Annotated in this window: 13 protein-coding genes and 1 riboswitch; of the genes, 7 read left to right on the top strand and 6 right to left on the bottom strand. The window is 66.8% G+C overall.

Annotation, left to right across the window (positions count from 1 at the left end; genetic code table 11):
* Positions 1–88: 88 nt before the first annotated feature.
* Together GEU84_RS05905 and GEU84_RS05900 are read right to left on the bottom strand one after the other, a co-directional pair.
* Positions 89–787, bottom strand: coding sequence for a glutathione S-transferase family protein (locus tag GEU84_RS05905; protein WP_152824972.1), 699 nt, complete (start codon positions 785–787; stop codon positions 89–91).
* A gap of 24 nt (positions 788–811) precedes the next feature.
* Positions 812–1711: an alpha/beta fold hydrolase gene (locus GEU84_RS05900; protein ID WP_152824974.1), complete on the bottom strand. Its 900-nt coding sequence runs from the start codon at positions 1709–1711 to the stop codon at positions 812–814.
* 145 nt (positions 1712–1856) lie between these two features.
* Positions 1857–1934, top strand: a riboswitch (SAM riboswitch).
* A gap of 50 nt (positions 1935–1984) precedes the next feature.
* On the opposite strand from GEU84_RS05900, the gene metZ reads away from it, so the two are divergent.
* From metZ to GEU84_RS05875, 5 genes are all read left to right on the top strand, one after another.
* Positions 1985–3166, top strand: a complete 1182-nt coding sequence (gene metZ / locus GEU84_RS05895) for an O-succinylhomoserine sulfhydrylase (protein ID WP_152824976.1) — start codon at positions 1985–1987, stop codon at positions 3164–3166.
* Positions 3166–3627 (top strand): GNAT family N-acetyltransferase, encoded by a 462-nt coding sequence (locus tag GEU84_RS05890; protein WP_152824978.1) that lies wholly within the window; start codon positions 3166–3168, stop codon positions 3625–3627. The genes metZ and GEU84_RS05890 overlap by 1 nt, the downstream gene beginning before the upstream one ends.
* 136 nt (positions 3628–3763) lie before the next feature.
* Positions 3764–4861, top strand: coding sequence for a GTP cyclohydrolase FolE2 (gene folE2, locus GEU84_RS05885; protein ID WP_152824980.1), 1098 nt, complete (start codon positions 3764–3766; stop codon positions 4859–4861).
* A gap of 49 nt (positions 4862–4910) precedes the next feature.
* A complete protein-coding gene (locus GEU84_RS05880; protein ID WP_152824982.1) occupies positions 4911–6359 on the top strand; it encodes a TrkH family potassium uptake protein in 1449 nt (482 codons plus the stop codon).
* A 345-nt stretch (positions 6360–6704) separates the two neighbouring features.
* Positions 6705–8153, top strand: coding sequence for a TrkH family potassium uptake protein (locus GEU84_RS05875; RefSeq protein WP_152824984.1), 1449 nt, complete (start codon positions 6705–6707; stop codon positions 8151–8153).
* A gap of 129 nt (positions 8154–8282) precedes the next feature.
* Here the strand turns inward: GEU84_RS05875 and GEU84_RS05870 are convergent, their stop codons facing one another.
* Together GEU84_RS05870 and GEU84_RS05865 are read right to left on the bottom strand one after the other, a co-directional pair.
* Complete coding sequence (locus tag GEU84_RS05870; protein WP_152824987.1) at positions 8283–8705, bottom strand: GlcG/HbpS family heme-binding protein; 423 nt, start codon at positions 8703–8705, stop codon at positions 8283–8285.
* A gap of 21 nt (positions 8706–8726) precedes the next feature.
* Positions 8727–10865: a malate synthase G gene (locus tag GEU84_RS05865; protein WP_152824989.1), complete on the bottom strand. Its 2139-nt coding sequence runs from the start codon at positions 10863–10865 to the stop codon at positions 8727–8729.
* Positions 10866–11062: 197 nt separating this feature from the next.
* Between GEU84_RS05865 and GEU84_RS05860 the strand changes: the two genes are divergently transcribed.
* A complete protein-coding gene (locus GEU84_RS05860; protein WP_152824991.1) occupies positions 11063–11416 on the top strand; it encodes an ArsR/SmtB family transcription factor in 354 nt (117 codons plus the stop codon).
* Entirely contained in the window at positions 11397–11867 is a 471-nt protein-coding gene (locus GEU84_RS05855) for an SRPBCC family protein (RefSeq protein ID WP_152824993.1), read from the top strand. The genes GEU84_RS05860 and GEU84_RS05855 overlap by 20 nt, the downstream gene beginning before the upstream one ends.
* Before the next feature lie 109 nt (positions 11868–11976).
* On the opposite strand, the gene GEU84_RS05850 is transcribed toward GEU84_RS05855, so the two are convergent.
* Together GEU84_RS05850 and GEU84_RS05845 are read right to left on the bottom strand one after the other, a co-directional pair.
* The gene (locus GEU84_RS05850; protein WP_152824995.1) at positions 11977–12138 is read right to left on the bottom strand and encodes a DUF2256 domain-containing protein; all 162 of its coding nucleotides are present in this window, start codon (positions 12136–12138) and stop codon (positions 11977–11979) included.
* On the bottom strand, positions 12138–13673 hold the full coding sequence (locus GEU84_RS05845) for a cryptochrome/deoxyribodipyrimidine photo-lyase family protein (protein WP_152824997.1): 1536 nt from the start codon (positions 13671–13673) through the stop codon (positions 12138–12140). The genes GEU84_RS05850 and GEU84_RS05845 overlap by 1 nt, the downstream gene beginning before the upstream one ends.
* Between the last annotated feature and the right edge of the window lie 14 nt (positions 13674–13687).

The raw sequence follows: 13687 nt of genomic DNA, 5'->3' as shown, positions 1-13687 counted from the left end.
GGGCAGCGTCCCCCGCCGAAGGTGTTCAAACACTTTTGCAGGATTTTTCGAAAGATTCTGGCGTGCGCGGCTGGGCCGCGCAGCGAACTCAGCCCTGGCGCTTGAACAGGATATCCTGCGCCTTCTTGTCGTCCTGCAGGTTGCTGCGCTTTTCCGACGCCACTGACTTGCCTGCCACAAAGGCGGGGCGGGCGGCCAGAGCATCCAGCCAGCGGGCCAGATGTGGCTTGCCCTCCAGCGTCTGTTCCTGCCGTTCCCACAGCACCGCCCAGGGCCAGATGGCAATATCGGCAATCGACAGGAAGTCACCGGCGACAAATTCCTTGTCTGCCAACTGCTTGTCCAAGACGCCATACAGCCGCGCCACCTCGTTGCGGTAACGGGTCTTGGCATAGGGCAGGTCGTTCGGCGGGTCCATCGCCGGGGCATAGGTCAGGAAATGGTGCGCCTGCCCGGCCATCGGCCCAACGCCACCCATCTGCCACATCAGCCACTGCTCCACCGCGATGCGGTCACGCTCCGTCGCGCCGTAAAGCTTGCCGGTCTTGCGCGCCAGATATTGCAGGATCGCACCGGATTCAAACACCGACACCGGCGCGCCATCCGGCCCGTCGGGATCAACAATGGCGGGCATCCGGTTGTTGGGTGCGATCTTCAGGAAATCGGGGGCAAACTGTTCGCCTGCGCCGATGTTCACCAGCCTCACCGCATAGGGAAGGCCCAACTCCTCCAGCGCGATGGAGATTTTCCAGCCGTTCGGCGTGGGCCAATAGTAAAGGTCGATCATTGCAGCCTCCTGAATGTCAGGCGGTCATTGAAGCAGAATGCGCGCCCGTGGCAAGGGCCGGGCCAGCAGGCGCGACCAGCGCGGGGCCTGCGTGCCGGGCAATGTGGCGCGCAGTAGCGGCAGGGGCAGGCGGCCCGGTGCCAGCAGGAATGCGCGATACAGCGGAAACAGCCCGGGGCGCAGATAGGCCGACCAGTGGCACATCCGCTGGCTGGCGGGTGCGATGCGGAACCCCAGACCATGCAGCGCCGCGCGGTGGTCGGCGGCGTCGATCTGCACCGTCACGCAACGCGGCAGGTCAAGCCCCGCCCCCAGAGCCCGGGCGCGGGGGGCCAGCGGGGCCAGAAGCCGCTCGAACAGGAAGTCGTAGATGTCATTCTCGCGACTGGTCACGTTCAGCACATCGGCGGCGCGGCCTGCGGGGGTTTCCAGCGCGGCACGGGCAAGGTGGCGGAATTCGGCCCCCGCCATCAGCACCATGCGCGCCACATCGCCCGGGGCCAGCCCCGGCAGCGCAGCCAGCGCCACGCGGGCCCCCAGCGAATGCCCCAGAATGTTCACCGGCCCGTCATGCAGCGCGCGGATGCGCCGGATCAGCGCGGCCAGCGCCAGCCCGGCGCGGCCCGCCTCGGCATAGGCCTGCCACAATGTGCCGCCAGCCTCCCAGCCAAAGGCGATGCACAGCCCGTCCTGCCCGCGCCCGAACCCCATGCGGCGCGGCCAGCTGGGCGCGCGGCGGGCGGAACGGTCTGACAGGATCAGCCGGTGCGGGTCAGAATGGTCGCGGCTGGGGGAATAGCGGTAGCCATGCAGCAGGATCAGCACCGGCGCGCCCGGGGGCAGCGCGGCCAGTTGGCCGGCCAGCGCCACGGTGCCCGCCTCGACCGGCTGGCACCCTTCGGCGTTGATCATGGCAAGCGTCATGCGTTCGACCCCCTGCGCGGCATCCATGTTCGATCTAGACAGATCCTGCGAAAGCGGTGTGAACGCGCCGTGACGCCTGCGTGACGGTGCATTTCTGCAACCTGTCACCAAGGGGGGCCGTTGACGGGGCCGGATTTCGGGCGTAATCGGGCGATGTGGCGCTTTGTTACCGGATTGCGGGCCACGTTAAACAAACCGCTAAAGAGGTCAGGGTGCGCAGCGCCCCCGGCACCTCTGGGTATCGGGGGCTTTTTGTTGTCGGAAGGACAGGCCATGTCGAAAGATTGGAAAACCCGCACCCAGCTGGTGCATACCGGCAGCCGCCGCAGCCAGTATGGCGAGATGGCCGAGGCGATCTTTCTGACGCAAGGCTTCGTCTATGAAACCGCCGAAGCCGCCGAGGCGCGTTTCATCAAGACCGGCGAGGACGAGTTCATCTACGCCCGCTACGGCAACCCGACGACGCGGATGTTCGAGGAACGCATCGCCGCGATCGAAGGCACCGAAGATGCCTTTGCCACCGCATCGGGCATGGCGGCGGTGAATGCCGCGCTGACGGCGATGCTGCGCGCGGGCGACCATGTGGTGTCGTCGCGGGCCTTGTTCGGATCCTGCCTGTATATTCTGGAAGAGGTGCTGCGCCGCTACGGGGTGGAGGTGACTTTCGTGGATGGCACCGATCTGGACCGGTGGCGCGCGGCGGTGCGGCCCGGCACCAAGGCGGTATTCTTCGAGTCGATTTCGAACCCCACGCTGGAAATCATTGATATAACAGCGGTATCCCAGATTGCCCATGCGGCGGGCGCGCTGGTGATCGTGGACAATGTGTTCGCCACCCCGGTGTTTTCCAAGGCGGTGTCGCAGGGGGCCGATGTGGTGGTTTACTCCAGCACCAAACACATCGACGGGCAGGGCCGCGCCTTGGGCGGCGTGATCTGCGGCACGCGCGAGTTCATCCGCAAGGTGGCCGAACCCTATCTGAAACACACTGGCGCGGCGATGAGCCCGTTTACCGCCTGGATCATGCTGAACGGCATGGCCACGCTTGATCTGCGCTGCAACGCCATGGCGGATTCGGCGCTGACCATCGCGCGGGCCTTGCAGGGTGATGCGCGGCTGGGCCGGGTGATCCATCCGTCGCTGCCCGACCATCCGCAGCACGCGCTGGCGGCAGAGCAGATGACGCGCGGCGGCACCATGCTGGCCTTTGACATCGCGGGCGGCAAAGAGGCGGCGTTCCGGTTTCTGAATGCCTTGGACATCATCAAGATTTCCAACAATCTGGGCGATGCGAAATCCATCGCCACGCATCCGGCCACCACCACGCACCAGCGCCTGCCCGACGACCAGAAGGAGCTGCTGGGTATCACCTCCGGCCTTGTGCGGCTGTCGGTGGGGCTGGAGGATGCGGGCGATCTGATCGGCGATCTGATGCAGGCGCTGGACCATATCTGATGCGGCTGCGGCCCTATGTGGCTGAGGATGCCGGCGCACTTGCCGGCATCTTCTTTGACGCCGTGCGCATCGGGGCCGCGCCGAAATACTCGGCCGCCGAACTTGCCGCCTGGGCACCGGAACGCCCGACTGCGACGGCATGGGCCAAACGCCTTGCCGGGCTGTGGACTGTGGTGGCCGAGGCCGAAGGGCGGCCGCTGGGCTTCATGTCGCTGGCCGCAAACGGTTATCTTGACCTCGCCTTTGTGGCACCCGACCAGCGGGGGCGGGGCGTGGCCGATGCCTTGTGGCTTGCGGTGCAGGCCGAGGCACGGGCGCGCGGCCTGCACCGCCTGACCACAGAGGCCAGCCGCATGGCGCGGCCCTTTTTCCTGCGCCATGGCTGGCAGGTGGAGGCCGCGCAACAGGTGCAGCGGCATGGCGTGATGCTTGAGAATTTCCGCATGTTCTGCACCCTCTAGTCCCGCAGCTTTCTTTGCCGCATCGGTTGCCGGCGGGGCAGGCCGGGCCTAGATATGATCCACGGGCATCGCTGCGCCGTAAACCTGATGACATTGACGGCGGGCCAGAGCCCGCCTGAACCGCAAGGACAGACCGATGAACATCCACACCCCCGCAATCGACCGCAAACCCAGCCGTGACGAGGCCGAGGCCGCGCTGGCATTGCTGCGCCAATGGGCGGGCAAGGCATCCGACGCCGAGATTGCGGGGCTGGATCAGGCCGCGCTGGCGCTGGTGGGCAAACCCGCTTTGGCCTACCCCGATCTGAGCCGCGACTATCCACGCGAATTCCGCGTGGATGATGCCTACAAGAACGGCCTGCCGGATCTGCAAAATGGCCCCGCCAGCCTGATCGTGGGGGCGCATGCGCCGATCCAGCATGTCGGCATTTCCAACTTCCGCCTTCCGGTGCGGTTCCGCACCCGTGACGCGGGCGACATGGTGCTGGAAACCAGCGTGACCGGCACGGTCAGCCTTGAGGCGGAAAAGAAGGGCATCAACATGAGCCGCATCATGCGGTCCTTCTATGCCCATGCCGAAAGCGCCTTCAGTTTCGAAGTGATCGAGGCCGCGCTGGAAGATTACAAGCGCGATCTGGTCAGCTTTGACGCCCGCATCCAGATGCGTTTTTCCTTCCCGGTGAAGGTGCCTTCGCTGCGGTCGGGGCTGGTGGGCTGGCAGTATTACGACATTGCGCTGGAGCTGGTGGACAAGGGCGGAGTGCGCAAGAAAATCCTCCATCTGGATTTTGTGTATTCCAGCACCTGCCCCTGCTCGCTGGAACTGTCCGAACATGCGCGGCGGACCCGGGGCCAACTGGCCACGCCGCATTCGCAGCGGTCTGTCGCGCGCATCTCGGTCGAGGTCAAACCCGGCATGGTGCTGTGGTTCGAGGATCTGATCGAACTGGCCCGCGCCGCCGTGCCCACGGAAACGCAGGTCATGGTGAAACGCGAGGATGAACAGGCCTTTGCCGAATTGAACGCCGCCAACCCGATCTTTGTCGAGGATGCCGCGCGCAGTTTCTGCGGCCAGTTGCAGCGCGACCCGCGCATCGGCGATTTCCGCGTGGTGGCCAGCCATCAGGAAAGCCTGCACAGCCATGACGCGGTATCGGTGCTGACCGAAGGCCCCACCTTTGCCGCCGACAGTCTGGACCCGCGCCTGTTCGGCACGTTGTTCCACGTCGGCTGACCACCCATGACGCCTTGACAGCGCGCAGGCGGCAGGCCACCCAAGCGCCATGCTGGACCTGCGCCCTGTCGGATATGTGATCGGCCTGTTGGTGGCGCTGCTGGGGGCCAGCATGCTGGTGCCCTTGGTGGTGGATTTCGCGCTGGGCGACGGCAACTGGCAGGCCTTTGCCGAGGCGTCTGTCATCACGCTGGCCTGTGGCGGCTTCGTGACCGTGGCCTGTGCCAATTCGCTGGGGCGGGGCCTGAACGTGCGGCAGGCCTTTGTGCTGACTGTGGGGGTGTGGCTGGCGCTGTCGTTCTTTGGCGCGCTGCCCTTCGTGCTGGGGGCCCCGGGGCTGACTGCGACCGATGCGATATTCGAGGCCGTGTCGGGCATCACCACCACCGGATCGACGGTGATCGTGGGGCTGGATGATTTGCCGGCCGGCATGAACCTGTGGCGCGGCATGCTGAACTGGCTGGGCGGGCTTGGCATCGCCTTTGTCGCCATGATCTTTCTGCCCGTGATGCGGGTGGGCGGCATGCAGTTCTTCCGCACCGAGGGCTTTGACACGCTGGGCAAGGTGTTGCCCCGCGCCACCGACATCGCCCGGGCGCTGATGAGTGTTTATGCCGGGATGACGCTGCTGTGCGTGCTGACCTATCTGGCGCTGGGCATGGTGCCGCTGGATGCGGTGGTGCACGGTTTCGCCACCATCGCCACCGGCGGGTTTTCACCCTCGGATTCGTCGTTCGGCAAATATCCGGGGGCGGCGGAATATGCCGGGGCGTTCTTCATGCTGCTGGGCAGCCTGCCCTATATCCGCTTCGTGCAGATGGTGAACGGCACGCCCGGGGCGGTGTGGAACGACGCGCAGGTGCGCGCGCTGCTGCGCTGGCTGGTCTATGCGGTGGCAACGGTGGTGCTGTGGCGGATGGCGACATCGGATCAGGCATTTGAGCCGGTGCTGCGCGAGGCGCTGTTCAATCTGGTGTCGATCTTTACCGGGACCGGGTTCTTCTCTGGCAGCTTTGCGGGCTGGGGCAGTTTCGCGCTGGTGGCGGCCTTTGTCGTGGGCATGATCGGCGGCTGTTCGGGGTCAAGTTCGGGCGCGTTGAGCGTGTTCCGCGTGCAGGTGCTGTTCGCCGCCATCGGCGCGCAGATCCGCCAGATCCACACGCCGCACCGGGTGTTTTCAGTGCGCTATGATGGCCGCACCGTCGAGGTTGACGTGATGAACGCGCTGATGATGTATGTCACCGGCTATGTGCTGACCATCGGCGTGCTGAGCGTGGGGCTGACGCTGACCGGGGTGGATACGGTGTCGGCCGTGTTCGGCATATGGACCTCGATCGGCAATATCGGATATGCCATCGGCCCGCTGACCGCGCCCGCGGGCACATTCGATGCCTTTCCCACGGCGGCGAAATGGCTGATGATTCTGGCGATGCTGATGGGGCGTCTGGCGCTGCTGGCGGTGTTCGTGCTGGTGCTGCCGCGGTTCTGGCGGGCGTGAGCCTGGCCGGGGCGGGGGAGCGGCGCTCGGGGGCATCGAGCCCCGCTCGCGCCGCGCTGCCGCGGGATGATCCGGAACGCTGTGGCGGTGGTGGGGTTTGAGACCCAGGGCGGGGATGTTTGGAAGCCGCGGATGCGCTGTGTTTGCCGGGACAGACCGCGACAAGGCCACAAGCGGTGGGGCCGGGCGATGCGGTGGAGGCCTCCGGCGGGGATATTTCTGGGCAGAAAATGCGGTGAGGGCCGGGGCAAACCGGGGGGGCGCAACGGGTTGGCCGGGCCGGGCGCGGGCGCGGCAGGCCGCAGCGGGTTGACAGCGCGCGCGCCGCGCCGCAACCCTGCGGCCATGTGGGATCTGCGCCCTGTGGGATATGTGACCGGCCTTTTGGTGGCTGTGCTGGGGCTGGCGATGCTGGCCCCAGTGGCTGTGGACATGGCGGCGGGCGACCCGCACTGGCGCGCGATGTTGCAGGCGGCGCTGATCACCGCGCTGGCGGGTTCGGTGCTGGCGCTGGCCTGTGCCAATGGCAAGGGCCGGGGCCTGACCTTGCAGCAGACATTCCTGATGACCACAGGGGTCTGGCTGGCGATGCCCGCCTTTGGCGCCATTCCCTTCATGCTGGGGGCGCCGGGGGCCAGTTTCACCGATGCGATGTTTGAATCCATGTCGGGGATGACCACCACAGGCACCACGGTGTTCGTGGGGCTGGATGACCTGCCCCTGGGCACGAACCTGTGGCGCGGCATCCTGCAATGGCTGGGGGGGCTGGGCATCGTCATCGTGGCGATGATCTTTCTGCCGGTGATGAAGGTGGGGGGGATGCAGTTCTTCCGGTCGGAAGGGTTTGACACATTGGGCAAGGTGCTGCCCCGCGCGCTGGATATTTCCGTGGCGCTGATCCGCATCTATCTGGGGCTGACGCTGGCCTGCATGCTGTTCTACGCCGCCCTGGGCATGACGGGGTTTGACGCGGTGGTCTTTGCGCTGAGCACGGTATCGACCGGCGGCTTTGCGCCCTATGACGCGTCATTCGCGCGCTATGCCGGCGCGCTGGAGTTTGTGGCGGTGCTGTTCATGCTGCTGGCGTCGCTGCCCTTCATCCGGTTCATCCAGCTGATGCAGGGGTCTGCGCTGCCTTTGTGGCGTGACCCGCAGGTGCGGGCCTATCTGCGCTGGAACGCCTATGCCATTGGCGCGATTGTGGTTTACGAGGTGGTGACGCGGGCGGCCCCGCTGGGCATCACGCTGCGCGAGACCACGTTCAACGTGGTGTCGCAGTTTTCGGGCACGGGGTTCACCTCGGCCGATCTGGCGGGTTGGGCGCCGTTCCCGTTCGTGGTGCTGATCGTGGTGGGGCTGATCGGGGGCTGCACGTCATCGACGGGCTGTTCGGTGAAGGTGTTCCGCTGGCTGATCCTGATCGAGGCGATCAAGGTGCAGGTGAAGCGGCTGCACAGCCCGCATGCGGTGATTGCCTTGCGCTATGACGGGCGGGTGGTGACCGATGATGTGACCGATGCGGTGATCCTGTTCTTCACCATGTTCATCCTGACATTCGGCGTGCTGGCGGTGGGTCTTTCCCTGACCGGGCTGGAGGCGGAAAGCGCCATCACCGCCGCTTGGACATCCATCGCCAATGTGGGGCCGGTGTTCGGCCGCGAGGTGGGCGTGACGGGGGCGGTGGGCGAGTTTCCCACGGCGGCGAAATGGCTGATGATCGCGGGCATGCTGGTGGGGCGGCTGGAGCTGCTGTCGGTCTATGTGCTGCTGATGCCGCGGTTCTGGCGGGTGTGAGGGGGCACGATTGCACCGGGCCAAGGCAACGGTGGCCCCTGCGGAGGCCTCCGGCGGGGATATTTGGGCCAGCAAGAATCCCGCAGGGCCGAGATGGTGGCACCAGGAGCGTGTCTGTGCGCCGCGACCTCAGGCCTCGGCGACCAGACCCGCCGCCGTGATCGCAGCCACGGCGCAGGCCGCGTCGTTTTCAGATGTGTCGCCGGTGACGCCGACTGCGCCCAGCACTGTGCCTGCCGCATCGCGGATCAGCACGCCGCCCTGCACTGGCACGAAGCGGCCATCGTAGATGCCGTTCATCGCCTGCACGAAATAGGGTTGCGCCTCGGCCCGCTTGTTCTGCGCGGCACCGCCGATGCCCAGCATGACGCAGCCATAGGCCTTGCCGCGCGCCACTTCGAACCGCCCGGCGCTGGAGCCATCCTGCCGCAGGAAGGCAACCGGGTGGCCCCCCGCATCCAGCACGACGACGGACAGCGGTTTCAACCCCATTTGCTGCGCATGGGCCAGAGTGGCATCAAGCAGGCTGCGGGCGAGTGCGGATGTCAGCATGGTATCCTCCGGTAGAATGGGTCAGCGGGCGGCCTTGGCTTGCAGGCGGCGGGCGTGCAGCACGGGTTCGGTATAGCCCGAGGGCTGGGCGCGGCCCTGCAACACCAGATCGCAGGCGGCCAGAAAGGCGGGGCCATCAAAGGCCGGGGCCATCGGCACATAGGCGGCATCGCCCGCATTCTGCCGGTCAACCACCAGCGCCATCTTCTGCATCGCCGCCATGACCTGCGGTTCAGAGATGACGCCGTGGTGCAACCAGTTCGCCAGCGCCTGCGCGGAAATGCGGCAGGTGGCGCGGTCCTCCATCAGGCCGACATCATGGATGTCGGGCACCTTGGAGCATCCCACCCCCTGATCGACCCAGCGCACCACATAGCCCAGAATGCCCTGCGCGTTGTTTTCCACCTCGGCCTGAATCTGCTCGGCGCTCCAGTTCGCGCCCTCGGCCAGCGGGATGGTCAGCAGCGCATCCAGCGTGGCGCGGGGGCCGCCTGCGGCGATGGCCAACTGCCGGGCGGCCACATCGGTGCGGTGGTAATGCGTGGCATGCAACGTGGCGGCGGTGGGCGAGGGCACCCAGGCGCAGCTGGCACCGGCCTCTGGATGCGCGATCTTGGCTTTCAGCATATCCGCCATCAGGTCGGGCATGGCCCACATGCCCTTGCCGATCTGCGCGCGGCCCTTCAGCCCGCAGGCCAGGCCGATATCGACGTTGCGATCCTCATAGGCGGCGATCCAGGGCTGTGCCTTCATCTGCCCCTTGGGCACCATCGGCCCGGCCTCCATCGCGGTATGAATCTCGTCGCCCGTGCGGTCGAGGAAGCCGGTGTTGATGAAGGCCACGCGGGCGCTGGCCGCGCGGATGCATTCCCTGAGGTTGGCCGAGGTGCGGCGTTCCTCGTCCATGATGCCCAGCTTTACCGTGTTGGGCGGCAGGCCAAGCGCCGTTTCCACCCGGCTGAAGATGGCATCGGCAAAGGCCACCTCTTCCGGCCCGTGCATCTTGGGTTTCACCACATAGACCGATCCGGCCACCGAGTTGCGCAGCCCGCCCGATTTGGCCAGATCATGCATCGCGCAAAGCGTGGTGACAAACGCATCCATTAGCCCTTCGCCCACCTCTTGCCCGTCACAGTCAAGGATGGCGGGGTTGGTCATCAGGTGGCCCACATTGCGCACCAGCATCAGCGCGCGGGCTTTCAGCGTCAGCGTGCCACCATCCGGGGCGGTGAAGGTTAGGTCAGGGTTCAGCGCGCGGGTGATCCGGTGGCCGTTCTTTTCCAGCACCTCGGTCAGGTCGCCCTTCATCAGCCCCAGCCAGTTGGCATAGGCCAGCACCTTGTCCTCGGCATCCACCGCCGCCACCGAATCCTCGCAATCCATGATCGCCGAAAGCGCGGATTCCAGCCGGATATCGGCGACATGCGCGGGGTCGGTGCGCCCGATCGGGTGATCGGCATGGATGTCGAGGATGATGTGCAGCCCGTTGTTCACCAGCACGATGGCGGTGGGGGCATCGGCGGGCCCGGCGTGGCCGGCGAATTGGGCGGGGTCGCGCAGGGCGGGCACCAGCGCACCGCCCGCAACGGCATAACCCGTCACCGCCGCATGGCTGCCCGTGGCCAATGGCACCACATCATCCAGAAACGCCCGGCCCCAAGCCACCACCCGCGCGCCGCGCGCCGCGTCAAACCCGCCCTTGCCGGGCAGGTCGCCCAAGGCGTCGGTGCCATAAAGCGCATCATAGAGCGACCCCCACCGCGCATTGGCGGCGTTCAGCGCATAGCGTGCGTTCATCACCGGCACCACCAGTTGCGGGCCGGGGATTTGCGCGATCTCGGGGTCAACCCCCGCGGTTGTGATGGTGAAATCGGGGCCCTCGGGCACCAGATAGCCGATCTCGGTCAGGAATTCCCGCGTGGCGGCGGGGTCTTGCGGCAGGCCGCGCCGCGCCTGATACCATTGGTCGATCTCGGCCTGCAACGCCGCCCGCTTGGCCAGCAGCGCGCGGTTCTGCGGCCCCAGTTCATGCACCAGCGCCGAAAGTCCCGCCCAGAACGCATCCGCCGTGACGGCCAGGCCGGGCAGAGCGGCGTTTTCCACGAAATCCACCAGCGCGGGTTTCACCTGCAGCCCGTGTCTGGCGATGCGGTCGGTCATGGCGGTCTCCCGTGATCTGGCTGGGTATGCAATGGCACACAAATACGGGAATCCGGCGGGCAGGGCAATGGAATTGGTCAGCCTGCATTACCAATCGCGCGCAACATCACCTTTCGGCTTTGCCAGCAAGTGCGCAAAGCTTAGTCATATCACTAAGTTTTTGTTGCATCGCGGGCCGCTTCGTGGTGCATTCCTGCATGGCCTATCATGCGTCCGACCTGACCCGCATCTTTCACGCGCTGGCCGATCCGACGCGCCGGGCTATTCTTGCGCGGCTGGCCGATGGGCCGGTGCCCGTCTCGGCGCTGGCCGAACCCACGGGGCTGGCCCTGCCCACGGTGCTGCGGCATCTGGCGGTGCTGGAAGAGGCCGCGCTGATCGGCAGCGTGAAAACGGGCCGGGTGCGCCTGTGCCACGCCCGCCCGGATGCGCTGGCGCAGGTGGAACATTGGCTGGCCGCGCAGCGGCGGCTGTGGGAAGGGCGCACCGACCGGCTGGAGGCGCTGCTGCTGGAACTGGAGGATGACGACGATGACCCCGCTCAACCCTGAGCTTGACCTTGAACTGACCCGGCTGCTGAAAGCGCCGCCCGCAAAAGTCTGGCGCTGCTGGACAGAACCGGAACTTCTGAAACGCTGGTTCACCCCGCATCCGGTTGTGACGCGCGAAGCGATCATGGATGTCAGGCCCGGCGGCCGGTTCTACACCGTGATGGTGATTGACGGGGTGGACCACGCCAGTGACGGCTGTTTTCTGGCGGTGGAGCCGGAGCGTCTGCTGGTGTTCACCGACACGCTTGAGGCCGGGTTCCGCCCGGTGGCGGAACCGGGCCTGGGCTTTACCGCCATGCTGACCTTTACAGCCGAGGATGGCGGCACACGCTATACCGCCCGCGCCATGCACGGCAAGCCCGAGTCGGCAAAGCAGCACGCCGAGATGGGCTTTCACGAAGGCTGGGGCGCTGTGGCCGTGCAGCTGGAGGGCGTGGCGCAGGGGCTGTAAGCTGGCTCGTCTTGCCATGCTGACATCCAGCCGCGTGACGGGCGGGCCCTTGCCCTCTTTCCAGAGACAAGTATCCTCGGGGGGCACGGGGGGCAGACAGCCCTCCGCCTCAAGTTTTGCTGTCCGGCTTGCCCTTTGCCCCCCGGCAGCGGTCCGAGCAGTATTTCACCTCGTCCCACACTTTCGCCCAGGCCTTGCGCCAGGCAAAGGGCCGCCCGCAGGTGGCGCAGGTTTTCGTGGGCAGGTCGCCCTTGCGGATCATCTTGGCCATCAGAGGTCAAAGCTCAGCTGCCCCGCCGCCACGGGGCGGGGGCGGCGGGCCATGCGAGCGCGGTCATTCTCGAAACCCCCCTGCGCAAATCCGGTATCGCCCGCGCGGCTGGCGTGGCGTTCAACCACCTCTGCCGCCTCGTCGTGAAATCCGGGCTTGCGGCGCAGGCCCCAGGCCAGATCGCGCGCCACACGCGCCGCCGCCACCACATCCACCACAGGCTCGGGGTAGCGGCGGCCCAGCAGGCTTTGCGCGCCCGGCCATTTCCACGGCTCTTGCAGGAACATGTCGGGCACTGGGGCCAGTTCGGGCACCCAGCGGCGGGTAAAGGCCCCGGTCGGATCCTGCTCCAGCCCCTGTTTCACCGGGTTGTAGATGCGGATCGTGTTGATGCCGGTGGTGCCCGACTGCATCTGCACCTGCGGCCAGTGGATGCCCGGCTCGTAATCGGTGAACCGCCGCGCCAGCACCGGCCCGGTGGCCCGCCAGTCCAGCCACAGGTGGTAGGACGCCACCGCCATCAGCATCGACCGCATGCGGAAATTCAGCCAACCGGTCGCCGTCAGATAGCGCATGCAGGCATCGACAAAGGGCAGGCCGGTTTCGCCCATGGTCCAGGCGTGCAGCCTTGCGGCATCAGGCTCGCGCGGGCGCAGGGTTTCGGCGGCGCTATGCAGGCAGCGTACCTCCATCCCCGGCTGATCCTCCAGCTTCTGCATGAAATGGTCGCGCCAGGCGAGGCGGCTGTGGAAACTCGACAGCGCACCGCCCCAGCGCCCGCCCGGCCGCTCGGCCAGCCGGGCAGTCGTAGCCTGCGCCACCTCGCGCCCCGACACGGCACCCAAGGCGAGATGCGCGCTGATCCGCGAACAGGCGCGTTCAGCGGTCAGCGGGGATGACATGGCGGCGCGGTATGGCTCGCCCCGGATGGTCAGGAAACTGTCCAGCAGCAAAAGCCCGCTGTCGCGCCCGCCCGCCTGCCGGTGCGGGCAGGGGTCATCGGCCAGCCGCAAGGCGCGGGCCGAGGGGATGCTGCCCGGCTCCACCCCCGCCACGGCGCGCAGGGCGGGCAGGTCGGATTGCGCCGCGGTGGTGAACGCCGCGCGGCCAGCGGCCCAGCCGTTGCGGCTGGCCAGCCTGCGCACCACGCCCGATTGCGGCAGTTCGTCCCAGCCGATGCCCGCAGCCCGCGCCCAGGCCGCCACCCGCCGGTCGCGCGCATAGGTCCACAGGTTGCCGGTTTCCTCGTGGCTGACGATGCGGGTGATCTTCTGCGCGCGGCACAGCTTCTCCAGCACTTGCACCGCATCACCCACCCGCAACACCAGCGGCGCCCCCAGCCCGCCCAGCTGGCGGCGCAGATCGGCCAGACAATCGGCGGCAAACTCCCACTGCCGGGCGGATGTGTCGGGCAAGGCCCAATACTCTGGCTCGACGATATACAGCGGCAACACCGCCCCCAGCGCCGCCGCATGGGCCAGCGCGGGATGGTCGGCCACCCGCAGATCACGTTTGAACCAGACGAGAACATTCATGGAACATGGATGCA

Origin of the sequence: Fertoeibacter niger, from assembly GCF_009380135.2 — a bacterium.
Lineage (GTDB): Bacteria > Pseudomonadota > Alphaproteobacteria > Rhodobacterales > Rhodobacteraceae > Fertoeibacter > Fertoeibacter niger.
The sequence above is the reverse complement of the archived record's forward strand: the minus strand, read 5'-3'. Positions and strand labels throughout refer to the sequence as shown.